We start from the raw sequence: 23,120 nt of genomic DNA on the forward strand, positions 1-23,120 counted from the left end.
AACCCGTTGAGGCTCTGCAGGGGATGTAGGGCCCGGATATCGTGCTCAGGTTGCATCTGTTACAGATGAGAACATCACGAAGAGCCTCGGCGGGACTGGACGCCTGCCGAGGGCGGGTTGTACGGGGAGGGTCAGATCGTGTCCGACGGCACGGGGGATGCGCCGCAGTCGGCAGCGGCCGGAGTCGGCGCGGCAGCGGGGAGTTTGACTGCGTCGCTTCTTGCGGCCGGCGGTGCGGCTGTGGCGCAGGCTATGCGGGTCGAGGGTGAGACGCTCTCGGCATTCAAGCGCAGGGTCGATGAGCTGTTGAGGAATTTGGAGAAGTCGAAGGCAGCGCCGAAGTCGATCGCGAACGGGGCCTTGCCCGCCGGACGGTTGGGCGCATTCGATGAGGCGGACGCGCTGCACTCCGCCTACACGCACGTTCACAGCCAACTGGAGAACCTGTCCAAGATGCTGGCCTTGCAGATCGAGGGCCTGGTTGTGACGGTCGATGCGTCGAAAGCGGGTTACGGCAATCTCGACGATGACATACGTGCGCGCCTGAGCCGCATCCGGACACAGGCAGACGCACTGGTGGGCCCAGGTACGAAGGCGGCGCCGGGTTCGGACCATGGTGGTTCGGGTGGCGCGTCTGGTGGCGAGCCCATGCCGAAGGCGACGGACAGCGAGGCGGGTGGCCTGTGACGGGTCACGCTTTGGCGACGAGGCCGCGGCCGCACTCGACACTGAGATCAGTACCGTGGAAGGGGGGTACGAGGCATGAGTGAGCTGGGCTCTCACCTGTGGGGCATGGCCAAGCAGTACCGCTTCATCGTGCACACCCCGGAGCAGTTGTGGGCGATGGTCGAGCCGGCGGACGGCGCGACGGCTGCGGATCTCGGAGTGCTGCTGACGGCGGCAGCGAAGACGATCAAGAGTATCGGCGACGACCTGAAGACGCACAGCACGTCGGTCGAGTGGGACGGCGAGGGCGGGGACGCGTTTCGGAAGTGGATCGACCACGCCGCGCTGACGACGCTGAGTCTGGGCGACTACAGTGAGTCCGCCGGGAAGTGGCTGGGGCATGCGGCGGACACCTTGCACGAGGTCAAGCCGCAGCTGGAGTCTCTGAAGAATTCCAGTGCCTCGGCGAGCGCCATCCTGGACGCGCACGCGGTCAAGGCGACGGATGTCGGGAACCACGACGGCGGACCGTCGGAGTCCTCCGTGAAGTCGGCCAAGACGCAGTACGACAACGACCGGGCCGAGGCAGCCCAGTTGATGATCAAGTTGGCCCAGTCGTACTCGGCGTCGACGGAGCAGATCGGGGCGTTGAAGGCACCGGAGTTCCCGAAGCTGCCGGAGCAGTTCGTGCCCAGAGACGTTCATGGCGCTGAGGACGCCTCCATGTCCACCGGCGACTCGTCGAACACCGGGACGGCGGCTGCGGTAGGAGGAGTGGGCGTTGCCGCGGTAGGTGCTGCCGCGCTTGGTGAAGCGTCTCGTGGCGCCTCGTTGGCGAGCGGGCATCAGCACAGCACCGCCCCAACCGCCCATGTTACAGGGCCGGTTCGAGATCTGCCCTCGGTCGGAACGAGTACCTCCCTTGACCGAGCGGGGACCCTTCCGTCCCTTACTGGTCCTACGGCGGCGCCGTCCTCGCCAACATCGCCGCCGTCTGCACTGCCCGGGGGAACCTCGGGCCTCGGCGCGCCGCCGCCGGGAGCGTCGCCGATGTTCGGAGGCGCGGGCCGTTCCACTGCTCCGCAGCGCGGGGTAGGGAATGGCCGCGTGCCGTCCTCCTCTGGCCCACGTGGGCCGCTGAGTGCACCAGCGGGCTCCACGCCGGGAGCAGCGGGCGCGCCGAGGACGGGTACACCCGGACGTGGCGTTCCAGCGGCGGCACGGCCGGGGATTCCGGGCGTGCAGGGCGGCACCGCATCGCCGGTACGGGGGCCGAGCAGCACGAGCCCGGGACGCCCGGCCAACGGGATCGCAGGTGGCCGTCCGGCGTCACCGCAGACGGGGCGCGCCACAGGTGCGATTCCTCGGGGCACCGTCGTCGGCGGTTCCCCGGCCCAGCAGTCACCTGGTCTACGTGGCAGCGGCTCGACCCAACCACGGACCGAGGCGACACCTGGTCGCGCGGCTGGCCCTAGCAGCGCGCGCGGGAGCGGATCGGCCGGAGCACGCATGCCCGCGCATTCCGACGGCGTCCTCGGCGGACAGGCTCAGCAGCCGAAGACGCGGCGGCAGCCGTCGGCGACGACCACGGGAACAGGAGACGCACGCGGAGCGGACAGCGGTGCCGCAGAGGCGCAGCGCCGTGGACCCGCTCGTGGCTCCTCAACTGCTGCCCGTAAGGATGAGACTCGACAGACTTCTGCGGAGCGTCCACGCGGGGAGCGACCAGCGAGGGCGGAAGCAGAGCCCGAGCAGGCCGCGCCCCCGCAGCCCCCGCTGCGTCTCCCGGGCATGCCCCCGACGACGAGGCACGACAACGAAGGATGACCATGGGTACCCGTACCAAGCAGGTCCGCAGACTTCGGCTGGCGTCGGCCCTGTCCGGCGTCGTGCTCGCGGGCATCGCAGTCACCCCCGCGTACGCGGAGACCGTGCGTGAGCGGCAGTGGTACCTGGATGCCATGCGCGCGGAGCAGATGTGGAAGACCAGCACCGGCAAGGGCGTCACTGTTGCTGTCGTCGATACCGGAGTCGACGCGGATCTCGCCGATCTGCGCGGGCAGATCCTGCCGGGCAAGGACTATTCCCGTCATCCCGGCGACGAGCACTCGGACTACGACGGTCACGGCACGAGCATGGGAGTCCTGATCGCCGGTACCGGAGCAAGGGGGAGTACGACGGGCTCGTACGGCCTGGCTCCAGGGGCGAAGATCCTCCCGATCCGGGTCCCGGACTTCATCGAGAACGCCCGCAAGGACGGCAATCAGGACAGTTATCCCACCTACATGTCCAAGGCCATCCGCTACGCGGCCGACTCGGACGCTCAGGTCATCAATATCTCCCAGGCCAGCACCTGGAATTCGTCGGAGCTGGACAAGGCCGTCGCCTACGCGCTGTCCAAGAACAAGCTCATCTTCGCGGGCGTGGGCAACCTCGGAACGGGGACCAATCCGCTGCAGTACCCGGCCGCGACGCCGGGTGTGGTGGGTGTCGGCGCGATCGGCAAGGACATGAAGAAGACGAAGGAATCCCAGCAGGGACCGCAAGTCGATCTGGTTGCCCCCGGGGCAGACATGATCGCTGCCTGCACCGGAAAGACCGGGCTGTGTGAGTCCCACGGCACCAGTGACGCCACCGCCCTCGCCTCGGCCTCTGCTGCGCTGGTCTGGTCGCAGCATCCGGACTGGACGAACAACCAGGTCCTGCGGGTCCTGCTGAACACCGCGAGCGGCCCGGTCAGCGGCAAGGAGCGCACCGACTCCATCGGATACGGCGCCGTGCGTCCCCGGATCGCTCTCACCGACCCCGGGAACCCGGGCCCGGCCGATGAGTACCCGCTGCCGGACTATAAGCCGGGAGGCTCAGCAGCGGCGCAGGGAGGTGCCAGCGCCAAGCCGTCCACGGGCGCGTCGGCGTCACCTGCGGCGGCTTCCGGTGACGAATCGAGGGCCCTGCCGTGGATCTTGGCGGGCGTGGGTGCGCTCGTACTGATGGGCGCTGGCGGTGGGGCGCTCGCCGTGCGTAACGACAGGCGCCGCGCGGCCCTAACCGCATCTGTGCCGCCGACGCCGCAGCACGGATGGGCGCAGCCGCCTCACCCAGGCCCGCAGCCGGGACAGGGGCAGCCGTGGCCGTATCAGGACACCAACCACACGGGTAGGCCGTGACATGACGTGGATCGAGTGGGGGCGGGTTTCGTGACGGACTCGAACGGGGAACAGCACACGCCGGACGGTGCGGTCGGTATGCGGCTGAACCAGACTCCCGCCGGTGAAGGGCCCGCCCGCGGCGGACAGCCGGATCTCGCGTCGAGTCCGGCGCAGAAGAAGGCGGCCGCACGGGCTATCGAGGACCACATCCAGCCCGAGACCAAGGAGGCGGGCGATGCGGCCGACGAAGAGACGCAAGGCGTCGTGAAGGCCTTCGGGCCGAAGGACGGGCATGGGTGGCTCACGTCCAACGCGATGAGCAAGGCCCACAAGGCGTGGGGGGACCAGGTGCAGCACCTCATGAGCCGGCTGTCCTCCGAGAAGACGGCATTGCGCGGCAGCAACACCACGTTGACCGGAACGGATGTCGGGGTCGGGTCCGGGGTGCGCTCCTCGTCTTCTCTCGACACGTTCTGATCCCAGCCGTTCCGGCGGACAACGCCGCTGCATCATCCAACGGGGAACCCATGCCGACGTACCACGAGATCATGACGACCGACCTGTCCACGCTCACCACGGCCGCCGACCAGTGGGAGCGCATGGCGACTAAGAGGTTCCATGACCTGGAGAGCGCGTACCGCCGTGACGTGCACGGCATTTCCATGGGCAACACTTGGACGGGGCTCAGCGCGCAGGCAGCCAACGGGCGCTTCGACGTCACCCTCAAGGAGTTCCAGAAAGCTCAGACGGAGGCGAAGGCCGTCGCCTCTCTGCTCCGCGACGCACACACCGGGTTCACGAGCCTGCGCAAGCAACTCGAATCGGTTCGCGACGACGCCATCAAGGCAGGGATGAAGGTCTCCGACCAAGGGGTGGTGTCCTTCGACACGACGGACCTGACCGACGCTGAGCGCAGCGCGATGGTCCACGACCCTGACTACCAGAGCAGCATCCACAAAGCTGTCAGCGCCTGGCAGTTGGTCATTGACCAGTGCGTGAAGGACGCGGACGCGGCCGACAAGGACGTCCAGACCGCCCTGCAGTCGGTGGTGGTGGACGGCGACCCCCTTGACGGCACCGCCAACGGTTTCAACGGCCAGGCCCACGGCGACATCGACCAGTACCTCGGCAAGAAGAAGGATCCCCACACCAAGACTGACGGGTGGCCGCACATGGGGTTCACGGTCACCGGCCCCAAGTACGGCAAGGAAGGCTCACTCAAGGCGTACATCGACGCCTTCCACGAGACCGCCAAGGGCACGCTGACACAGGGAGACCTGACGCTCTCAGGGATCGCTGACATCTACGGCGGCGGTCGGGCCACCGCGAACTACGGATTCAACAACAAGGGCATCGTCGGCAAGGCCGAGGTATCCGCGGGAGTACGCGGATTGACCGAAGGCCGCGCCGAGTACGGCCCCTGGGTCGGCGGGTATGCACGGGGCGAGGGCTTCGTGGGTGCTGAAGCGGGCGTCAACGCCAAGGCCACCAAAGACGAGCTCACTGTTGGCGCGAAGGCATTCGCAGGGGGCAAGGTAACCGGAGCCGGGGGCTTCGAGGTCGCCGGGATCGGCATCGGCGGGACCGCCGAGGGCTGGGCCGGTCCCGGTGCCGAAGCGTGGTGGGGTTACAAGAAAGACGACAACGGCGAGTTCCATCTTGGGGGCAAGGCCGGCGCCTCCCCCATACTCGGCGGGGCGGTTGGGCTTGAGATCACGGTCGATCCGCACAAGTTCAGTGAATCCGCTGGCGATCTCGCCGATGCGGTGGGCGACGGAGCAGAGGCCATCGGCGACGGGGCCAGTTCCCTCAAGGACACCGTCACCGGCTGGATTGACTGATCCATCCCTTTAGGAAGGAGGGCAGGAGATGCCCACACCCTTGCCAATCCCGATCGACTTCCGATTGCCGGAGGGCTGGCTTCCCGCCCGCCCGGAGACGGCCGAGGCCGAGGAGGTGGCTTTTGCGGCGGTGCATCCGCAGCCGGATGCCGGATTCGCCGCGAACATCACCGTCGCCGGCGAGGTGCTTCCCGAGGCATCGACGCTGGCGGACATCGCGGACGAGTCGGTCGAGCGCCTGCGCGAGGTTATCGAGCCGGTGATTGTGGAACACCGCCGCGAGGTGGGACCCGCCGACGCCCCCGCCCTGACTCAGCGGCTGGCGTTCTCCACCACCGTCAACGGCACACATCACGACCTCGTCCAGACACAGGCGTACCTGTCTCTGCCCGACATCGAGAATCCAGCCAACCGCGTAGTGATCCGGCTGGTACTGACCGCCACCGCGGCTCAGCACGACGAGGTTCTGGGGGAATTCCAGGACTTCATCCGCACAATTCACTCCGACACGGGGACGCGAGCATAGCCATGGGCCTTTTGAGTAAATGGACCGGCACAAGGATCCCCGATGGCCTTGTCACCCCGAAGCCTGAGGCAGACCTGCGCGACGCGCTGCTTGCACTGAACAGCCCGGACGTGCCCTACAACGTGCGTGAAGGGCAGCAGGGAGAAAAGGCGGACCTGGTGGCGGAGTGCCACATCAAGAGGGTTGGTGTGAGGCTGAAGACCAGCATGCGCCTGGTCCCAGAGAAGCATGAGGTTCGCGTGATCCACGAGCGGTGGGAGAACCGTTCCGCAGGTAACGCCAACGGGCAGTACGGACGCGGCCACGCGCCTGCGGTGTACCCGCAGCGAGAGACCGTGACGGGACCCGACGGCCGTAAACAACGGGTAGAGGTGTTCCGTTTCGACACCCGAGAGATGACAAACCCCCTGGAGGGCACGGTGCTGCGCGCCGGGTGGACCTGGCGGGGGGTGTTCAGGCTCTGACGATGGGGGAACCGCCCGCGGACAGCGGCGCTGACATCCACCACAGAACAGCACCACGAAGTCCTCGAAGACTTCGAGAACTTCGTTCGCACCGCGCACCCGAGCGCGCAGGAGGAGAACCAGCAGTGGGCCGCTTCCAGGATTGGCGGACGGGAACCAGATACCCGGACGAGGGTGTCGAGCCGTTGGCGCGCTCCCACGTAGAGGCAGCCATGTTCGCGCTCAACGGCCCGAACAAGCCCTACCGCGTGCGCACCGCGCTCGCGGAGGAGAAGGCCGACGTGGTGGCGGAGTGGCACATGCTCGAGCCGGCCTGGGGCAGCGGGATGGCACGCCGACAGGTCGAGCGGACATTCAAGTTCCGCATGCGTCTGGACGGGGCGACCCACGAGGTACGGGTCTGCGCCGACGTGCGGGAAGAGACCCGGGCCGGTGACCCACCCCAGCGTGTCGTAGCGCGCATGAAAGGCAAAGGACCGCGAACCCGTGTGAAGTCCTGGAGGGGGCACTACGAGAAGGGCCCTGACGGCCGTCGCCAGCGCGTTGACGAATTCAGATTCGACTCGAACGACCTGCGCGACCCGCTGCAGAAAGTCGTGCTTACGGCTGGCTGGACGTGGCGAGGAACGCACAAACCGTGACTGTCCCGCACGACGTCCAGCAGAGCCTGGTTCTCCGTCAACACTGATCGCTGATCGTCGTCCGCTCGTAAGATGCCACTGTCGATGACTTGGAGGAGCCTGCATGCCCAGGACCACGCAGCTGCGCACCTACACGGTCAAGGAGGGCCTCCTCGATGAGTGGGTGGCGCGGTGGAGGGAAGAAATCTTGCCGCTACGCCTGGAGTTGGGCTTTGAGATCGGTGGAGCCTGGGTTGACCGGGAGCGGAATCAGTTCGTGTGGCTGATTGCCTACGAAGGTCCCGAGTCGTTCGCCGAGCGCAACGCCCTCTACTGGGCCTCGCCGAAGCGGAAGGCAATGGACCTTGACCCGGATGACTATCTGGTGTCCACCGATGACCGGATGGTCGAGCCCATGCAACTCTGATCACGGGGCGGCAGGGAGCATGTGCTGACGCCGCTCGTCGTCGTTGAGGATGCGGAAGACTCGGCCGCGGGCAGTCGCTTCCAAGTGGTCGAAATCGGGGGAGACGAGCCAGATCCGCGCAGTGCCGTCGAAGGAGGCGGTGAGCAGCTGCGTGCCGTCGGGGGACCAGGCGACGGAGGACACCTTGTCCTGATGGACACCCACGATGGCGACCTCCTCGAAAGTGGCCGCGGACCAGATGCGTACGGTGCGGTCGTCCGAGGCGGTGGCGATGCGACGACCGTCGGGGGACCACGCGATACCGCGCACACGGCCCTCGTGTCCTTTGAGGATATCGATGCGCCGGCCGGTGGTCACGTCCCACACTGCGGCCGTCCAATCTCCGGATGCCGTGGCCACGCGGGTTTCGTCGGGGGACCAGGTGACGTCGTCGACGTAGTTGTCGTGGCCGCGCAGGACGGTGAGTTGACGGCTCTCTGTGATGTCCCACAGGCGGCAGGTGCGGTCGTCGGAGGCGCTGGCGAGCAGGCGTCCGCTGGGGGACCAGGCGATGCGGCTGATCCAGTCCTGGTGTCCGGTCAGGCTGGCGATCGGGGCAAGTGCCCTGCCGTTTGCGGGGGTTGACCAGATGGCCACCGTGCCGTCGTGGTCACCGGTGGCGATGCGAGTGCCGTCCGGGGCCCAAGCCATGCACTCCACCACGGAGCCTTGGTGCACGAGGTCGGTGGTGCGATCGGCATGGAGGACTCGGAGAGTTCCGTCGTTGCTACTGAGGGCCAGGCGGTCGTCGAATGGCGACCAGGCCGTACTCCAGACACGGTCCCTTTGCTCGGCTGCCAGCTCGGTGGCTGTGCCGGTGGCGGCGTTCCAGACGCGTACGGTCCGGTCGTCGGAGGCGGTGGCGATGCGGGTGCCTTCGCGGGACCAAGCAGCCTGGTTCACGGGGCCGCGGTGTCCGTCGAGGAGCCGGTGTTCGGCTCCGTGGGGGCGCAGGTCCCAGACGCGTGCTGTGGAGTCGGTGGAGCTGGTGGCGAGCTGGTCTCCGGCCGGTGACCAGGACACGCCCCAGGTGGTGTCTGTGTGCCCGCGTAGGATCGCGATGACCTTGGCGTCCTGCGCGTCGACGATGCGTATGGTGCGGTCGGATGAGGCCGAGGCGATGTACCGGCCGTCGGGGGAGAAAGCGACGTTCCATACGTAGTCTGTGTGGCCGCGGAGCAGGAGCTGTAGGGCGCCAGTGCCGGCGTCGAAGACGCGCACGGTGTGATCTCCGGAGCCGGTGGCGATGCGCCGGCCATCGGGGGACCAGGCGATGCCTTCGACGAAATCGGAGTGGCCGGTCAGCGTCTCCGCGACCGATGCGGTGGCCAGGTCCCACACGCGGGCGGTCTGGTCATGGGAGGCGGTGGCCAGCCGCGTGCTGTTGGGAGACCAGGCTACGCCCCACACGTCGTCGGTGTGACCGTGCAGTTCGTGGACAAGGGCGCCGTTGGCCGCGTCCCACACGCGCACTGTGCGGTCGCGGCAGGTGCCCGCGATCCAGCGCCCGTTGGGAGACCAAGCGACTTGGCGGCCGATGTCGCGAGCGCCAGTCAGCAGCTGTAGCGGCTCTCCGGTGATGGTGTCCCAAAGCCGTACGACGTGGTCGCGGCCGATCGTGGCAACCTGCGCGGAGTCCGGTGACCAGGCCACGCCTTCGACCATGACGCCGCCCTCGGTAGGTAGAACCCTCATGCATCGACCCGAGTCGGCGTCGAAGAGACGCGCAGTGCCATCACGTGACGCTGTGGCCAGCATGCGGGCGTCCGGCGACCAGGCGACATGCCGGACGGTGTCGGTGTGCACGGCGAGTTGGTTACGTAGATGGCTGAATGCCAGCGCGGTCATCAGTGCCCGCCGGGCTGTCGGCGTGGATGCACATTCCGCCACCGCTGTCAGGGTCAACAACAATGCCTGCTCGGGGTGTTGCTCCACGGTGTCGAGCGCACGCTGCCCGACGCTCTCTGAGACACGCTCCAGGAACGTGCGATCGCGCCGCTGCGAAGACTCCACCAGTGACTGCGCGGCGGGGGAGACCTGGCCACCCTCTTCTAGGGCGCGCAGCCAGCCCTGCGCGCGGGCGAGTCGCTCGCCGGTCAGGAGGTAGTCGTTGCTGCGACCGGATCGCTCCCAGTCCTCAGCCCAGCGTTCCAGTTCCGCACGCTGTCGCAATTGATCGGTTCGGGCTTCGACCTCCTGTCGTAATGGCGCCCACTGACGGAAGAGCGCCTCGTGGGCCACCTGGGCGAACGGCGACTCACCGGTGTCCGCGTCGGAGACCAGGAGGCGGGCATCAATGAAGGCGTCCACGACGTGCCGCTCCTGCGCCATCAGTTCGTCCAGCGGGACGCGGCGGCGGGCTACCTCCTGTCCCTGGACGGTGACGAACTTCAGCAGCGCTCCCAGGATGTCATCGATGCCGATGTTCGCGGAGCCGAGCTCGGCCACGGTGCAGTCAGCCTGACGGGCGAGGGCGCCGGCCACACCGCCGTGGCGGAGGTACAGCTCCTCGGTGACCGTCTCGCCCGGCCCGGAGGCGAAGTACAGCTCCTGGAGCAGGTAGGCGAGCAGCGGCAGCGCGTCATTGGTTCCGACCTCGTTGGCGATGGCATCGACGACGCCGGGGGCGAACGCGAGGTCCATCAGCGCGCCCGGCTGCTCCACCGCCTGGGCAAGCTGGCTGCGGCTGAGCGCGCCGATGGTGATCGGATGCTCGAAGAGTCCGGCGTGACGGCCGGCGAGCAGCTGGCCTAGGAAGTCCACGCGTAACGTCACCAGGACCCGCACCCGTGCATCGTGCGTGACGCAGGCCCGCAGCGCGTCGAGGAACTCCTCGCGCTCGCGCTGCCCGGCGAGCGTAACGACCTCCTCGAACTGGTCAACGACGAGGAGAACTTGGCGGAATCTGCCGCCTCGTAGTCGCGCCAACTCGGCGAGCAGCGCGCCGGGCTCGCTGCGCAGGCGGCGCAGGATGGCACTGATCGGTTCGTGGTCCGTGCGGGTGGAGGCGAGTGCGGAAGCCAGGGCACCCATGGGATTCGGGCCGGGCGAGAAGGCCGGGAGCACCGACCAGCGACGGGTGCGCAGCCGAGGCATCACACCCGCCCGCACCAGAGACGACTTCCCGCTGCCAGAGGCGCCCGCGAGTACGACGAACCTGTCGGTGGGCCGCTCATGGGCCTCGTGCAGACGCCGTGTCAGGTCCTCGGACTGGTCGCGTCGGCCGAAGAAGACCGGGGCCTCGTCCTCGGTGAAGGCGTCCAGGCCGGGGTAGGGAGCGCGATCACGTGGCCAAGAGGTCGGTGGCGGTGCCGGGTTCTCCAGGCGGTACACCACAACCTGGACGATCACCATCGTGACGATCAACAGACCGATCGCGGGGATGGCAACGCGCTGCAACGTGTGCAACATCCACGGTGCGTCATCCTCGTTGGTCGCGTAGTTCGTGACGATCCCCAGCAGACTGGCGACGAGCACCAGCATGACCTGCAGCAGCAACTGCATCCGGTTTCTCATGCAACACCGGCATGCTGGTCACTACGCCGTCGTCGCACTTCCCGCCCCCACTCAGCCGTCACCACGTCCCGGCTTCGATGTCCGAGGCCCGTAGAACATCATCTGCGGTCAGGCAGACAATCTCAACAGCCCTTGAAGGAACCGGACACGCGCGGGTTCCAGATGCTGTTATCAGAGGGGCAGGTTCGCCCAGACGACCTTGTCGCCGCTGCTGTACACGGTCGTACCCCAGGCCGTGCTGAGGGCGGCGACGAGGATCAAGCCTCTGCCGCACTCGGCGTCGCCGGACAGATCAATACTCGGCGCGGGGAGCCCCGGGCTCGTATCGCGTACGGCGATGTGCACGCCCCCGGCGTACTCGATGAGGACGGAGAGATGTCCGGCGAACTCGACGCGTGGACAACGGAGTTGGTCACGAGGTCGCTGACTTTCGCCCTCACATGGGCGGAGTCGACCGCTCCGGAGAAGTCGAGCAGGCTGGCGTCGTTGAACCGGTGCAGGATCGCCTCGTGCAGGCCCCGCACACCTGCCCGGGACCAGATCAGGAACCGCCGGTGCGCCGTTGACTTCGATATCCCGAATCACGGCCGCGTCAACGAGTTCCTTTCACATCTGTTGTCAGTCCTGGCGGTACGGTGCGTTCGTTCTGACAACCCCGTCCCGCGTGAACCCAGGCGGGCGGGGCTGCCTCCTGCCAAATCTGTGCGAGGGTCAGCGGATGGCGCGGATCATCACCGTGAGTACCGGTGAAGCGGCCGATGGCTGGCTTTGTCCGATGTCCTCGTACCCCCAGGACCGGTAGAGAGCGTGGACCCTTCCGTCGCCGGCCGCTGAGTTCACCATGAGTGTCACGTGAGGCTCGTCTCGGGCGGAGAGGAGCGCGTCATGAATGCGCAGCGCAGTCCCGGTTCCACGCCATGCAGGCACGACGCCGATCTCCTTGAGGGCGAGGGCGGGGTGCTGGGTGTACTTCTCCGTCGGCTCGGGGCTGGTTCGCTGCCAGTACCGGTCGCCGTGCTCGATCGTGTTGCCGTAGGCGTATCCGACCGGCTCGCCGCCGGCATAGGCGAGTACGGCCACGAACCCGGGCTCGTCGCCGTGCCTGTCCAGGCGCTCACCGAACGAGGTGACGGCGTAGTTCGGCAGGTGCAGGAGTGGGGCGCGGACGGCGGCGTACACGTTGAGCAGGTCGCCGCGGACCGGCTCGAGGGTTGTAGTGGTTCGGAGTTCGATAGCGGGTGCCGTCGTCATGCCGTGGTCCTCCAGGCTTCGCGAGTGTGCGTGGTCCAGATCTGAACAGTGGAGCTGTTCGAAGCGGTGGCGCGCAAGCCTGCTCCGAACTCCTGGAGCATGCGGGTTACCCGGGCGTGCTGGGTGGCAGCGTCGGCGGGGACGGAGATGGCGGTGGCCGTGGCGGTGTCTGCGTCGCCCTGTGCGAGCTGTGCGTGTGCGAGGCGGGTTGTGGTGATGGCCCGCGACCGGCGCATGTGGGGGCGCAGAGCAGACAGGCAGCGGTGTGCGTGGAACTCGGCGGTCTGGTGTTGCCCGAGCGAGAGGTACGCGGAAAGTGCGAGGGAATCCAGCTCCGCCTGGTCGTAGAAGGCGACCAGCCACACGGGACGGTGGGCATCTGGGGTCGCTCGGTCCATGGCGTCCTGTGCCTGGTCGAACGCGAGGCGGGCGCCAGTGCGGTTCTGCGCTACGCCGAGGATGGCGCCCTGACGGGCCAGGCCGAGGGATGCGAATAGTGGGTCGCGGCGCGTGATGTGCAGCCCGCGGGCGACGTCGTTTGCGGCGAGGGCGTCGGCCGGGCGTCCCATGTGCCGGTACATGGTGCCCGCGTGGCTCCAGATGCGGAACTTGATCGCCTGGTCGCCCGACATTTCGGCGAGCGTCTGAGCCTCGCGCATGTGCGTGATGGCTTCGCTGTAGCGGCGACCGTCGATAGCGGCCCACATCGCGGAGGAACGGAAACCGGCCGCGGACGCGTACAAGTGGCTGCGCACGCGTTGCGTGGCACTGCCGGCGTTCTGGAGGGTGAGCGCTTCGTTGGCGAGAGAGGTGGCTCGCTCCTCGGTGCCGAGCTGGCCGCCGTGGCGGTGGTCGCTGGCAATGATTTCGGCGAACCGGCTTTGCAGTCGCTGGACATCGCCCATGCCAATACGGCGGGGGGCTGCAATGCCGGGTGCTGCTGCTGCGGCGGCAGCAGTCGCGGCCACCCCGCCGACGAGGGTACGGCGCTTCATGTCGGGATCCTCCTGCGGTGGGGTAGGCGTGGGCGTTGTCCGACCCCGCGGCACGAACCCTAAGTCGGTGACGGGTAAGCCGGTAACGGTCTCAAGGCCGGCGCGGGTGAGGGACTTTGGCCATCGGACCCGGCCCGCCTTCCAGTCCCGGACTGATGAACCGTCCAGGCCGCCGGTTCGCCCGGAAAGTCGCTCGATGGCCTCGTTGACTGCCTCAGCAAGGGTGTTGGAGCTGTAACCGTGCTCGTCCATCCACGCCGTCAGTGCTTCGTTCTGCGTGGCGTCCATTCACGCACAGTAGCGCTGGGGTCCGTGAGCGTTAGGTAATTGAAAGGTCAAATCGCCCTAGGGTAATCCGCCCGATGTCTCTCTGTTCACCCTAACCGGCCTACTGCGTAAGGGGGTTGTCTGGTCGTAGGCCGTCCCTCAGTGCGAGCGGCCGCGCGACCTCCTTCCAGCGTGGACGGGACAGAGTCATGAGCAACCCAAACTCGGCGAGAACACCGGTGACCGTCGGTAGCGCCACTCTGCACACGGCAGAAGACCGAGCACTCGCCGCCGAGCACTGGCTCCTGGCGGCTGCCCCGAAGGCCAATGCCGCGAGAGCGGAATGGGCGCAATCCGGCCTGGCCGTGCTCCGTTGCGGTGGCATCTTCACGGCCGTCCGCATCCATGCCGATGTCGTCTATGCAGCTGTGGGGACCGACGAGCCGGCGGCGGTGGGCGATTACCTGTCGCACGTGCTGCGCGGCCCCGTCTTCGCTGACCAGTCCTCGCGCCGCTTCTACGCCCTCGTGCCGGCAAGCACGTCGAGGCGCCCCGTCTGGCGGAACAACGCCGTTCCTGACGCCGAGTGCCTCGGTGGGAACTCCTTCCTCGGTGTGCCACGCCCTGGCCGCGACGATCCGAGTGAGGCCCGCTGCCACTGGGTCGTGCCGATAGACGGCCCTGGCGATCTCTGCTCCCCGCACGCGGTCAGGCAACTCATCGATTACGGCAGGTTCAAGCGAGCCGCGGCGGAGAGAGCCGACGATGAATGACCACGCAACCGAACCCGTTGAGATCCTGCGCATCCTCGGTGCAAGAGTGCCCGCACTCAGTACGGCAGGCGAGGCAGCCGAGTGGGACAAGCAGCTGCGTGAGTGGGCACAGTCCCTGTTGCCGAAGACGCGGGACATCCTCGGCAGCCTCCCGGAAGAGTTGGACGTCCAACGGCAGGCGATCACCCGGATCCTCGGCTGGACGCTTCGCCTTCTCGACCGGACCTGCAGTCCTCCGAAGTTCGTAGACGCGACGTGGCATGTCGACCACCTCGCGACGGTCTGTCGGCTCCTGGCCAACATTGTCGTGTCCGTCGGTGGGGGCCGCATCCTGTGTACCTGGTGCCAGGACTACGGCGATGACCCGCGCCTCATCCAGGTCATCGAGGCCGGCAGCGGCCCGGGCGGCTCCCTCTTCGCCTGCGTGTCCTGCCGCGCGCGCTACGGACTCAGACCCCTGACCGACAGGCAGCGGCTGCCGTCGCCAGCCCCTGCCAGTGAGTGACTTTCCAAGACCCCTCGGGGCTATGCGCCTTGTCTCCGAGGAGGCTCCGGCCGCCATTCGCCCCGTGCCCTGACGGGGGCGGCCGGAGCCAGTACTGACGCAACGAAGGGACCATCGTGGAACGCGAGTTGGTCACAGGCGATTGTTGGCTGTGGTGCGAGCGCACCCGGGTCCCGGTGCTCTGGTTTGGCCCGGTCCAGTGGGACGGCCCGGCCGCACCGCTCTACGCCTGCGAGCCGTGCATCCAGCGTCTGACCGCCAAGGCCCGCGCCTACTTCGTCGCGAAGCGCCCGATCCCTGTGTCCCGACTCCCGCCTCCGGTCGTGCCGCGCCCCGTCGCACGGCCGGGGCGCGGGTCCCAACCCAAGTCGCTCGTCCGCCTACACCCCCAGGAGGATCCCTGATGACCTATGAGGTTCTGGTAGCGCCGTTCCTGGAGAAGCACTTACTCCTGCGGCCCGGACAGCAGCGAGGCGCCGTGATCCCGGCGCCGATGTATGAGGAGCTGCGCGACACCGTGAATCGGGGCGGAACAGCACCGCAGTGGCTCGCCGACACGGCCCAGCAGGCATGGGGTGTGCACCTTGCGGGACGGGCTATGGATGGTTCGGTCCTCGTCCGCGAGGCATCGCGCTACGGCTACTGCCGCGCCTCCTACGAGCTCAACCTGGGCTGCAACTTCGACTGTGCTCACTGCTATTTGGCACAGAAGCGCTTCGCCGGCCTGGACTGGCCCGACCGCGAGAAGCTGCTGATCGCGATGCGTGACGCCGGCGTCGTCTGGCTCCAGATGACCGGTGGTGAACCGATGATCGACCGCCTGTGGGCGCAGACCTACAGGTACGCCTGGGACCTGGGCATGATGCTGTCGGTCAGCACGAACGCCTCGGTGATGTGGAAGCCGGAGAACATCGCCCTGCTCACCGGCCAGCGGCCCTACCGGATCACCGTCAGTGTCTACGGGGCGTCCGAGGAATCCTTCGACGGGCTCACCAAGCGCCGCGGATCGTTCCGCAAGTTCCAGCGCGGCGTCGAGGCCGCGCTGGATGCCGGGCTCGCCCTGTCCCTCAACCTGATCATCACGGAGAGCTGCGCCCACGAGGAGCGGCAGATGATCGGCATGGCCCAGCAGTGGGGACTGCCGTACCACGTGTTCTCCAACATGTCCCCGACGATCTACGGCGGCGCCGACTCACTGCCCGCCCAGTCGAAGGACCACCTGCGCGAACGCAAGCCGTTCGGCGGCTGCCACGCCGGCCACACCTTCTTCCACTCCGATCCGCACGGCCGCACCTCGATCTGCAAGGTCGGCCGGGACGAACAGATCGACCTCGTCACCGAGGGCGTCGACGGCCTCAGCCGCCTCGGCCAGATCGCGGATCGCCTCATGCTTCGCACCGGTGGCTGCTCCGGCTGCGCCCTGTCCGGCACCTGCCGGGTGTGCAGGCCGCTCGCCAAGCTCTACCAGGAGGCGAAGGCACCACTGCAGATGTACTGCCAGCACCCGAAACTGGAGGTACCGACATGACCGCCACCACGACCGAACGACCCGCGACCGGGCCCGTGCCCGTCGAGATCGCCCCGGTGAAGAGCAGCGTGATCACCCTCGTCGACGACCTGGAGACGATCGTCGAGAGCGAGAAGTGCAGCTGCAACGCCGGGGACGACAACCCCTACTAGACCGGCACCGCCGCCCAGACCACGCAGCACCGCATTCTAGACCCGGGGGCCCGCTTCTCGGCGGGCCCCCGGGTCCGCTCAGTTCCCCAAGGGATTCGGGAGGCGCTGGGCCGGACGCTGGAGGGCGTAGAGCGGCCGTCCGTTGAACTCGCGCTCGCGCACCAGGGAAAAGCCCTGCTCCTGGTAGTACACGGCCAGCCGGCGCTCGGTCGTGACGCGACGAACCCAGCGAGCTCCCTCACGGGCGGCGTAGTCGACCGCCCACGAAGCAATGCGCGTGCCGAGCCGCTGCCCGGCCCGGGCGGGGTCGGTGACGGTCGAGGTCAATAGGCGACTCGCCTCCTGGCGCTCCTCCTCGGTCCACGCAGCGGTGCCGAGCCGGTCTACGACGATCGTGACGCCACACAGTCGCTCGCCGTCGAGGAGGCACCACATGGGGGCATGGCCGGCCTTGTCGGCGATCTCGTCGGCACGCTGCGGCCAAGGTGCGTAACCGCGGTCGGCCATCCACTGGAAACGGTCTGCGGCCAGGCGCTCGATAGCGTCGTGGTCGCCCAGGGTGGCAAGACGCATGGTGTACAAGAAGACGCTCCAGACTCGTTGCGACCCAGGAAGCCTACGTGGGCAGAGAGACAGGGATGGGGAACATGGAAGCCGTCACTCTGGCCGGCCTGCCGGCCCCAGTCCGTGACGCCGTCGCACGGCAGACAGGCCCTGTCCTGGCCATGAGCCCGATTGCTGCGGGGCACAACAGCCCCTTGTCCGTACGCCTCGACACGGCCCTCGGACCGCTCTTCGTCAAGGGACTGCCGGACACGTCACCGGGCAGGGTCGCGACACAGCGCCGCGAGTACGAGATCAGCCGTCACCTGCACGGACTTGGGCCTCGGGCGCGCTGGCAGATCCGCACGTCAGGCTGGCATCTCGTCGCTTTCGACTACCTCAACGACGCCCGCCACGCCGACTACCGGCCCGAATCCGTAGACCTCGCCTCCATCGCCAACCTTCTGCAGGAAATCGCCCGGCTTCCCACCCCCGAGGGCGTCGACCTCCGCAGAGCCGAGCAACGCCTCTCCGCGTACGGCACGGAGGACCAACTGCGGCACGTCGCCGGCAACACGCTGCTCCACACCGACCTGAACCCGCACAACGTCCTCCTCACCAAGGACGGCACAGCTCACCTCGTCGACTGGGGATGGGCCACCCTGGGCGCCCCATGGCTCGATGCCGCAGCCTGGGGCATCTGGCTCGTCGCATCCGGTCATACCCCCAGCGCCGCCCACGCCTGGGCCTCGCGGGTGCCCACCTACCAGGCCGCCGCCCCCGCCGCATGCCACGCCCACGCCGCCATGACCACGGCCCTGTGGGAGGACATCGCGGAGGCAAGCGACGCGCCATGGGTGTCTCGCGTACGCGATGCGGCAGGAGCATGGGCCGCGGCGACGAGATCCTGACGAGGATCTCCGAAATTGGCACTCTCCACCCCCGGTCGACTGTGGGACGACCCCGAACGCATCCGTCACCGGCTCGGCTCAGTTGACTTCGACGGACCGCAAGAGACTTCGGTGGTACGCCTGCGACTGCTCAAGGGTCGGCCCGTCCAGCGCGGATCCAGGCTCTTGGCAGGGCGAGGGCCGTCAACACGCGGAAGCACTCAAGAGCCGTGGCCAGTTGGGGCGACAAGCGTGGCTACATCTTCCTCGGCACGGTCACCGCAGCGTCGCTAGCCATGTGGTTCCGGTCCTGGCAAGCGTGAGTGAAGTCAGAGGCGCGAGAGCAGGGGCCGTCTGCTGTCCTATGGTTCCGGGATGAGCAACTCTGTGGCTGCTGCCATCCTCACCACCGAGGACCTGGCTAAAGCGATACGTGCGGTGCGTACCTTGTTGGACATCGCAGATGTCCGTCAGAGCGAGGTCGACTTGGAAGCCGTCATCAGGTCGTCGGACGTCCTGGCGCACGTACGTGACGTCCTGCCCGACCTCGAATGGTGGGCATCGGCCGGCAAGGAGCACGGCTCGTCGGAGGCCGGCGACGACCCTGCAGACTGTCTGCCGATCCGCGTATTCGACTGGTGCCGTCCGCTGGACCGCGCCGAGCCCTTCATCGCCGCTCTGGGACCAGACCTCGCGGCTGTTCGGTGGGATCTGGATGCATGGCCTGCGGTTCCTGAAGTGGGACTGGAGGAGATCTCACAGAAGTGGGCGTACCTGACCCTGACGGTGAATTCCCGGGACCTTTATCAGGAGAAGCCGTCGCAGGACCACACCATCCACGTGCACGTTCGAAACCGGAACGGCGAACAGACCGCCCGCGTCCACTGGCTCGCGGATCAAGTGGGCGGCCGATTCACAGGCAGGGTCGAGTTGGCGCCTCTCTAACCCCCGAGCTAACCGGCACCGGACCGACACCTTCATCTAGCTCCGTGACCTGATCGGCCGGACAAGTCCTAGAGTTGGACGACAGCCAGCCACACGCTTGAGCCGGCCACGCCAGTCGCCCTGCCCAAGCCTGCCCGCCGGATCGCCCAGCGTCCGGCACGGCGCAGCAAGCACTATCTGTGCCCGCCGCCAGGTCACCACCGGACGGTGCCTCGACGGATGATCCGCAGCAGGCGCTGCCCCTCGTCGTCATCGATCTCGGGAACGCGTACCCGCTCTGTCACCCCCACACCATCTCGTTCAATGCACGGTTATGTGGGTATCCCGGGCGGCGTGTAGTGGCGCAGGTAGTCACGCACTTGAGGCTCGAGTCCGGACAGCTCATTGCCGTTGAGGGCATGCCAGAGACGGTTCTCGATCCAGAACCGATGGGCGAACTCCTCGAACGTAGGTGCACACCAGAGGATTGCAGCCCTTTGCTCCTCCGGATCGTCGAGATCGGTCTCCGTCTCCTCCCCATCACGCCGTGCCTCGTACTCGTATTCGTAGTCGAGATAGGAGTGCACCACGAACGCCTCACCCGAAAAACGGAGGTAGAGGTACCAGATGACACAGTCCTGTTGATCCCGCAGGAATCGCACAAGGAAGGCACCAGGCTCGACCGGACTGGGCAGAGGCTCTGAGATATCGGTCCAGCAGCAGGTCACCGAGACGTCATCCAGCGAGCAGTGCAGCTTCGAGTCGGCCTCGAAGGTGACGAAGTCCCGAGGCAGCGTCAAGCCCTTGGCTGCAAGGTTCTCTGCCAAGCGATTCAGGGTCGTGACCTGTCCGGGAACAGGTTCGCCGGTACCACCGAGCCATTGAAAGGCGCCCGTGAACTCGGTGGAGTCGAGCGGCGGCAGGCTCTCGTAGGGGTAGTACTCGTAGGTGTAGCGGCAGGGTCGGTATTCACCCAAGTCGGTGGCGCACCAAGCGGAGTCGAATCCGACCGAGGACAAGTCAGATCCTGATCGTTCACCAGGCATCGGTCCCCCATTGATCACCGTGAGCAGAGTTGTTGGCGTCAGCATCGCACTGCCTACTGACACTCCCCGCTACGGGTAGCCCAGGCTGGCTCTCCCTGGTGAGGGCGAACGTTACCTGATGCGGCACCAGTTGTTGGTTCCTGAAAGACCTGGGTGAGGGGTGGTCCGCTCTTCGCAGATTCACGGTGTCGTGGTCGCGTCCCAACCGCGATCACCGTGGAGGTATCTATCGTGGTCCCTCTTTTGGCTACCGCCCTTCTGATGCTGCCATCCGTAGCGCTGGCGGGCCCCTTCGCCGTCGTCGAAGCGCGTACGCGCGTGGGCCCGGGGCCTGGCCGTCACCGACGCGTCCCCCGAGGACGGCATGCGGCGAGGGGAGGGCGGCGATGAACCGTCCGCACCGGCCCCGCCCCCGGCCTATGAGCACGAACCCCTGTGTCTTGTTGCGTTGGACGAGTTGCACCCCCAATCCGTCGGCGCAGGCCAGAGCTGCCTTACGTCGCATCCTTGACCAACTCGGTTTGAGCGGTGAGGCGATCAGTGATGCGGTGTTGGCCGTGTCCGAGCTCGTGGCCAACGCGACTGAACACGCTCTGGGACCGTACGAGTTGAGGCTGCGGATCACTGCGGCTGAGTACATCTGTGAGATCGAGGACAGAGATCCGCACGTCCCTGAGATTCCAGCATTTCCCTCGGGTGCCCTCTTCGCTCCCGACCCCGAAGGGCGTGGAGGAGGGCTGGATGCCCTGCTGGACCTACTCGCCGAGCGTGGCCGAGGGCTCTCCATCGTGAACGAACTCACCTGCGGAGCCTGGGGTTTCACGTGCACACGCACCACGAAGGTCGCGTGGGCGCGGTTCCCGGCAAACATGCCGCCGCTCCTCACAGAGATCGTCACGCGACCGGAAAACGGTGCTCGCGATGAGGCATCCGAATGCGCCGAGCGTGCCTACGATCTGGATCGTTGAGACAGAAGAGTCGGAGAGGGATTGTGAGGGCTGATCCACACGGTGTGCGCCCGACCCGGGAGGCCGGTCCCCACTGAGGCCCGGGTCGAGCCGGCCGTCCCCGCGGGCGTGGAGGTAGGCGCCCCGTCGCCCGGCTCCGAACTCGGGCCTCCCTGATGTTCGCAGCCTCTGCAGACGCGCCCTCTCCGAAGCACCCGCGGCTGTTCTCCGGAGGCCGCCGTCCATCGGACTTTGAGGCGCTTTGCTCAGCGGTTTGACGGCATGGTCCGCAGGTGCGCTGCTGCAGCGGCGGACTCCACTGCCCGGCTCCAGGTTGATCGACACGTCTAACTCCGAACCCATGCAGGTGAATTGGCGTGACAGCGAGCAGTGAGATCGCCGGTTATTCGCACCGTAAGAGTGAACGGGACGCGAATCTTCTGGATCTTGTTTGTCTCGCCAGAATCCTGGGGCATGACGGTTGCAGTGGTGATGGTGACGAGTCGGCCACGCTGAGTGATGCGTAGCAGGTGGGAGCGGGGGAGACGTGAGAGCAAATAGTGCGCGCACGGGGGCGGTTGTGTCCATCGCTGTAGTCCTGGCATGCGGGTTGGGGGCGTGCACTCACAGTGCGCGCGGCCCGGAGAGCGGGAAAGGTTCCCAAGCTTCGGAGCCTCGAGTCTCGGTGTCCCCCTCTGCGACCGGCGAGGCGGATGGTGAGGCCGTGGCTGCCTACAAGGCTATGTGGGAGGACGCCGCCGAAGCCTCCCGGACCTCGGATCCAAAACATCCGCGGCTCGACGATCACGCAGAGAAGAACGCTTTGTGGCTCCTTCAGTACGTGATGCAGCAGTCCCGCAAGGCTGGGGTGGCCAGTCAGGGCGCGCCCAGAGCTGCGCCTACGGTGGTGAAGTCGAGCAGGACCAAGGTCGAGCTACTGGACTGCCTCGACGGATCCAAGTGGATGAAGGTGAAGCCAGGCGGACAGGCGGATGGCGTGCCGGGAGGCCACTACCGCACTGAAGCGACTGTTGTTCGCCACTCCTCCGGACAGTGGAAGGTCTCCAAGCTCTACTCGGCGGAGGCAGGCTCATGCATGACGTGAGGCGGGGTCTCCCGGCGCCGCGCTGGGGCGTTGCAGTGACGCTGTCCCTGTGTCTCTTCTGGCCACTAGCGACGCCGAGTTGGGCGGGTGACGGAGGTTCGACCTGGGACGTCGCAACGGGAGTGAAGTGCCGCCAGCCGGGGCGGTGTGGTGTCGGCGCGAGGAGCAGGGCACGTCCGGCGAATGAGGGGAGGCCGAAGGCGTCCTCGCCGCACAGGGCTTCGGCGGGAAATGGAGGTGATGGTCCGAAGGGGCCACCGACGATCGAGTCGGATGGCTGGGAGTACGACCTCGGTAATGGGATGGGGATCCTCCCTCGATTCGACGGTGACAAGGCGAAGCCGCGGGGACGTGATGTGGAGCCGAAGCCGGATCCCGCGGCGGTCGCGCAGCAAGTGGTGCGGGAGTTGGTGCTGCCCGATCCGGTGATCCAGACCAGCCCGGACGAGAAGCACGCGCAGTTGGTGCGGGTGCCGACCTGGATGTGGTTGGACGGGGCGATGTGGAAGCCGGTGGCGAAGACCGCGAAGGTGCCTGGGGTTTCGGTGACGGCTACGGCTACACCGCGTTCGGCGACATGGCGCATGGGCGATGGCGAAACCGAGGTGTGCGAAGGCTCTGGGACGCCGTACTCGTCAAAGTTCGTCGCGGATTCGAGCTCTCCAGACTGTGGGCACACATACGTGCGCTCCTCCGCCGGCCAGCCGGACGACGCCTACACCGTGTCGGTGACTGTCACGTGGGACGTGGAATGGCGCGGCGGGGGCCAGCAGGGCCTCATTCCGGGGCTGCAGACCCAGGCGCAGATGCCCTTGCGGGTCGCTGAGGCACAGGCGCTGGTCACCGCCTGATTGCCGAGAAGGGCGAAAGTACCGGGGCCGGAGGGCCCTGGGCCAGATCTTCTTGAACGAGAACGAGTTAGGTGAAGTGTGGGTACCTCTTTGTC

The 23,120-nt window shown here is 67.1% G+C and carries 23 protein-coding genes and 2 pseudogenes; 17 read left to right on the plus strand and 8 right to left on the minus strand.

Translation table 11 applies throughout. The features are described 5' to 3' along the window. Positions 1 to 138: 138 nt before the first annotated feature. The 8 genes from LGI35_RS35800 to LGI35_RS35835 all read left to right on the plus strand — a co-directional run bounded on the left by LGI35_RS35800 (position 139) and on the right by LGI35_RS35835 (position 7,693). Positions 139 to 687: a hypothetical protein gene (locus tag LGI35_RS35800; protein ID WP_227298411.1), complete on the plus strand. Its 549-nt coding sequence runs from the start codon at positions 139 to 141 to the stop codon at positions 685 to 687. Between the two features lie 1,808 nt (positions 688 to 2,495). Continuing rightward, a complete protein-coding gene (gene mycP, locus LGI35_RS35805) occupies positions 2,496 to 3,833 on the plus strand; it encodes a type VII secretion-associated serine protease mycosin (RefSeq protein ID WP_227298412.1) in 1,338 nt (445 codons plus the stop codon). Positions 3,834 to 3,863: 30 nt separating this feature from the next. Next, positions 3,864 to 4,292: a hypothetical protein gene (locus tag LGI35_RS35810; protein WP_227298413.1), complete on the plus strand. Its 429-nt coding sequence runs from the start codon at positions 3,864 to 3,866 to the stop codon at positions 4,290 to 4,292. A 71-nt stretch (positions 4,293 to 4,363) separates the two neighbouring features. Next, positions 4,364 to 5,656: a hypothetical protein gene (locus LGI35_RS35815; protein ID WP_227298414.1), complete on the plus strand. Its 1,293-nt coding sequence runs from the start codon at positions 4,364 to 4,366 to the stop codon at positions 5,654 to 5,656. A 28-nt stretch (positions 5,657 to 5,684) separates the two neighbouring features. Continuing rightward, on the plus strand, positions 5,685 to 6,182 hold the full coding sequence (locus LGI35_RS35820) for a hypothetical protein (RefSeq protein WP_227298415.1): 498 nt from the start codon (positions 5,685 to 5,687) through the stop codon (positions 6,180 to 6,182). 2 nt (positions 6,183 to 6,184) lie between these two features. Beyond that, entirely contained in the window at positions 6,185 to 6,646 is a 462-nt protein-coding gene (locus LGI35_RS35825; RefSeq protein ID WP_227298416.1) for a hypothetical protein, read from the plus strand. Positions 6,647 to 6,858: 212 nt separating this feature from the next. Beyond that, positions 6,859 to 7,287: a hypothetical protein gene (locus LGI35_RS35830; RefSeq protein ID WP_227298417.1), complete on the plus strand. Its 429-nt coding sequence runs from the start codon at positions 6,859 to 6,861 to the stop codon at positions 7,285 to 7,287. A 103-nt stretch (positions 7,288 to 7,390) separates the two neighbouring features. Then, positions 7,391 to 7,693: an NIPSNAP family protein gene (locus LGI35_RS35835; RefSeq protein ID WP_227298418.1), complete on the plus strand. Its 303-nt coding sequence runs from the start codon at positions 7,391 to 7,393 to the stop codon at positions 7,691 to 7,693. On the opposite strand, the gene LGI35_RS35840 is transcribed toward LGI35_RS35835, so the two are convergent. The 5 genes and pseudogenes from LGI35_RS35840 to LGI35_RS35860 all read right to left on the minus strand — a co-directional run bounded on the left by LGI35_RS35840 (position 7,694) and on the right by LGI35_RS35860 (position 13,782). Beyond that, positions 7,694 to 11,236, minus strand: coding sequence for an nSTAND1 domain-containing NTPase (locus LGI35_RS35840; RefSeq protein ID WP_227298419.1), 3,543 nt, complete (start codon positions 11,234 to 11,236; stop codon positions 7,694 to 7,696). Positions 11,237 to 11,419: 183 nt separating this feature from the next. Further along, positions 11,420 to 11,593: an ATP-binding protein gene (locus LGI35_RS35845; RefSeq protein WP_227300776.1), complete on the minus strand. Its 174-nt coding sequence runs from the start codon at positions 11,591 to 11,593 to the stop codon at positions 11,420 to 11,422. Between the two features lie 83 nt (positions 11,594 to 11,676). After that, positions 11,677 to 11,829 (minus strand): annotated as a pseudogene (locus LGI35_RS35850) (IS5/IS1182 family transposase); the annotation flags it as partial. Positions 11,830 to 11,959: 130 nt separating this feature from the next. Continuing rightward, entirely contained in the window at positions 11,960 to 12,499 is a 540-nt protein-coding gene (locus LGI35_RS35855; RefSeq protein ID WP_227298420.1) for a GNAT family N-acetyltransferase, read from the minus strand. After that, the gene (locus LGI35_RS35860; protein WP_227298421.1) at positions 12,496 to 13,782 is read right to left on the minus strand and encodes an NsdA family TPR-like regulatory protein; all 1,287 of its coding nucleotides are present in this window, start codon (positions 13,780 to 13,782) and stop codon (positions 12,496 to 12,498) included. The genes LGI35_RS35855 and LGI35_RS35860 overlap by 4 nt, the downstream gene beginning before the upstream one ends. 218 nt (positions 13,783 to 14,000) lie before the next feature. On the opposite strand from LGI35_RS35860, the gene LGI35_RS35865 reads away from it, so the two are divergent. The 4 genes from LGI35_RS35865 to LGI35_RS35880 all read left to right on the plus strand — a co-directional run bounded on the left by LGI35_RS35865 (position 14,001) and on the right by LGI35_RS35880 (position 16,719). Continuing rightward, positions 14,001 to 14,534, plus strand: a complete 534-nt coding sequence (locus LGI35_RS35865; protein ID WP_227298422.1) for a hypothetical protein — start codon at positions 14,001 to 14,003, stop codon at positions 14,532 to 14,534. Then, positions 14,527 to 15,039 (plus strand): DUF6415 family natural product biosynthesis protein, encoded by a 513-nt coding sequence (locus tag LGI35_RS35870; protein ID WP_227298423.1) that lies wholly within the window; start codon positions 14,527 to 14,529, stop codon positions 15,037 to 15,039. The genes LGI35_RS35865 and LGI35_RS35870 overlap by 8 nt, the downstream gene beginning before the upstream one ends. A gap of 403 nt (positions 15,040 to 15,442) precedes the next feature. Beyond that, entirely contained in the window at positions 15,443 to 16,567 is a 1,125-nt protein-coding gene (locus LGI35_RS35875) for a radical SAM protein (RefSeq protein WP_227298424.1), read from the plus strand. Further along, positions 16,564 to 16,719 carry a hypothetical protein gene (locus LGI35_RS35880; RefSeq protein ID WP_227298425.1) on the plus strand — a complete coding sequence of 52 codons (156 nt, stop codon included), beginning with the start codon at positions 16,564 to 16,566 and terminating at the stop codon, positions 16,717 to 16,719. Before LGI35_RS35875 ends, LGI35_RS35880 begins: the two co-directional genes overlap by 4 nt. A 78-nt stretch (positions 16,720 to 16,797) precedes the next feature. Here LGI35_RS35880 and LGI35_RS35885 read toward each other — a convergent pair whose 3' ends face one another. After that, positions 16,798 to 17,292 carry a GNAT family N-acetyltransferase gene (locus tag LGI35_RS35885; protein WP_227298426.1) on the minus strand — a complete coding sequence of 165 codons (495 nt, stop codon included), beginning with the start codon at positions 17,290 to 17,292 and terminating at the stop codon, positions 16,798 to 16,800. Positions 17,293 to 17,444: 152 nt separating this feature from the next. Here LGI35_RS35885 and LGI35_RS35890 point away from each other — a divergent pair, with 152 nt between their 5' ends. Next, positions 17,445 to 18,173: a phosphotransferase gene (locus tag LGI35_RS35890; RefSeq protein ID WP_227298427.1), complete on the plus strand. Its 729-nt coding sequence runs from the start codon at positions 17,445 to 17,447 to the stop codon at positions 18,171 to 18,173. A 354-nt stretch (positions 18,174 to 18,527) separates the two neighbouring features. After that, entirely contained in the window at positions 18,528 to 19,097 is a 570-nt protein-coding gene (locus LGI35_RS35895) for a hypothetical protein (protein WP_227298428.1), read from the plus strand. Positions 19,098 to 19,265: 168 nt separating this feature from the next. Here the strand turns inward: LGI35_RS35895 and LGI35_RS46415 are convergent. After that, positions 19,266 to 19,381 (minus strand): annotated as a pseudogene (locus tag LGI35_RS46415) (IS630 family transposase); the annotation flags it as partial. A gap of 27 nt (positions 19,382 to 19,408) precedes the next feature. Further along, a complete protein-coding gene (locus LGI35_RS35900) occupies positions 19,409 to 20,095 on the minus strand; it encodes a hypothetical protein (protein WP_227298429.1) in 687 nt (228 codons plus the stop codon). A 446-nt stretch (positions 20,096 to 20,541) separates the two neighbouring features. Between LGI35_RS35900 and LGI35_RS35905 the strand changes: the two genes are divergently transcribed. The 3 genes from LGI35_RS35905 to LGI35_RS35915 all read left to right on the plus strand — a co-directional run bounded on the left by LGI35_RS35905 (position 20,542) and on the right by LGI35_RS35915 (position 23,025). Further along, positions 20,542 to 21,090, plus strand: a complete 549-nt coding sequence (locus LGI35_RS35905; protein WP_227298430.1) for an ATP-binding protein — start codon at positions 20,542 to 20,544, stop codon at positions 21,088 to 21,090. A 703-nt stretch (positions 21,091 to 21,793) separates the two neighbouring features. Next, the gene (locus LGI35_RS35910) at positions 21,794 to 22,174 is read left to right on the plus strand and encodes a hypothetical protein (protein WP_227298431.1); all 381 of its coding nucleotides are present in this window, start codon (positions 21,794 to 21,796) and stop codon (positions 22,172 to 22,174) included. A 302-nt stretch (positions 22,175 to 22,476) separates the two neighbouring features. Then, positions 22,477 to 23,025, plus strand: coding sequence for a hypothetical protein (locus tag LGI35_RS35915; protein WP_227298432.1), 549 nt, complete (start codon positions 22,477 to 22,479; stop codon positions 23,023 to 23,025). Positions 23,026 to 23,120: the final 95 nt, after the last annotated feature.

It is taken from the genome of Streptomyces longhuiensis (assembly GCF_020616555.1).
GTDB classification, from domain to species: Bacteria; Actinomycetota; Actinomycetes; order Streptomycetales; family Streptomycetaceae; genus Streptomyces; species Streptomyces longhuiensis.

Excerpts from the sequence above, each read along its gene's own strand:
- LGI35_RS35885 (WP_227298426.1), bottom strand. The coding sequence starts at position 17,292 with ATGCGTCTTGCCACCCTGGGCGACCACGACGCTATCGAGCGCCTGGCC.
- LGI35_RS35860 (WP_227298421.1), bottom strand. The coding sequence starts at position 13,782 with ATGGACGCCACGCAGAACGAAGCACTGACGGCGTGGATGGACGAGCAC.
- LGI35_RS35830 (WP_227298417.1), top strand. The coding sequence starts at position 6,859 with ATGTTCGCGCTCAACGGCCCGAACAAGCCCTACCGCGTGCGCACCGCG.
- LGI35_RS35870 (WP_227298423.1), top strand. The coding sequence starts at position 14,527 with ATGAATGACCACGCAACCGAACCCGTTGAGATCCTGCGCATCCTCGGT.
- LGI35_RS35890 (WP_227298427.1), top strand. The coding sequence starts at position 17,445 with ATGAGCCCGATTGCTGCGGGGCACAACAGCCCCTTGTCCGTACGCCTC.
- LGI35_RS35895 (WP_227298428.1), top strand. The coding sequence starts at position 18,528 with ATGAGCAACTCTGTGGCTGCTGCCATCCTCACCACCGAGGACCTGGCT.
- LGI35_RS35905 (WP_227298430.1), top strand. The coding sequence starts at position 20,542 with ATGAGCACGAACCCCTGTGTCTTGTTGCGTTGGACGAGTTGCACCCCC.
- LGI35_RS35820 (WP_227298415.1), top strand. The coding sequence starts at position 5,685 with ATGCCCACACCCTTGCCAATCCCGATCGACTTCCGATTGCCGGAGGGC.
- LGI35_RS35840 (WP_227298419.1), bottom strand. The coding sequence starts at position 11,236 with ATGCAGTTGCTGCTGCAGGTCATGCTGGTGCTCGTCGCCAGTCTGCTG.
- LGI35_RS35815 (WP_227298414.1), top strand. The coding sequence starts at position 4,364 with ATGACGACCGACCTGTCCACGCTCACCACGGCCGCCGACCAGTGGGAG.
- LGI35_RS35835 (WP_227298418.1), top strand. The coding sequence starts at position 7,391 with ATGCCCAGGACCACGCAGCTGCGCACCTACACGGTCAAGGAGGGCCTC.
- mycP (WP_227298412.1), top strand. The coding sequence starts at position 2,496 with ATGGGTACCCGTACCAAGCAGGTCCGCAGACTTCGGCTGGCGTCGGCC.
- LGI35_RS35880 (WP_227298425.1), top strand. The coding sequence starts at position 16,564 with ATGACCGCCACCACGACCGAACGACCCGCGACCGGGCCCGTGCCCGTC.
- LGI35_RS35855 (WP_227298420.1), bottom strand. The coding sequence starts at position 12,499 with ATGACGACGGCACCCGCTATCGAACTCCGAACCACTACAACCCTCGAG.
- LGI35_RS35825 (WP_227298416.1), top strand. The coding sequence starts at position 6,185 with ATGGGCCTTTTGAGTAAATGGACCGGCACAAGGATCCCCGATGGCCTT.
- LGI35_RS35875 (WP_227298424.1), top strand. The coding sequence starts at position 15,443 with ATGACCTATGAGGTTCTGGTAGCGCCGTTCCTGGAGAAGCACTTACTC.
- LGI35_RS35915 (WP_227298432.1), top strand. The coding sequence starts at position 22,477 with ATGGGGATCCTCCCTCGATTCGACGGTGACAAGGCGAAGCCGCGGGGA.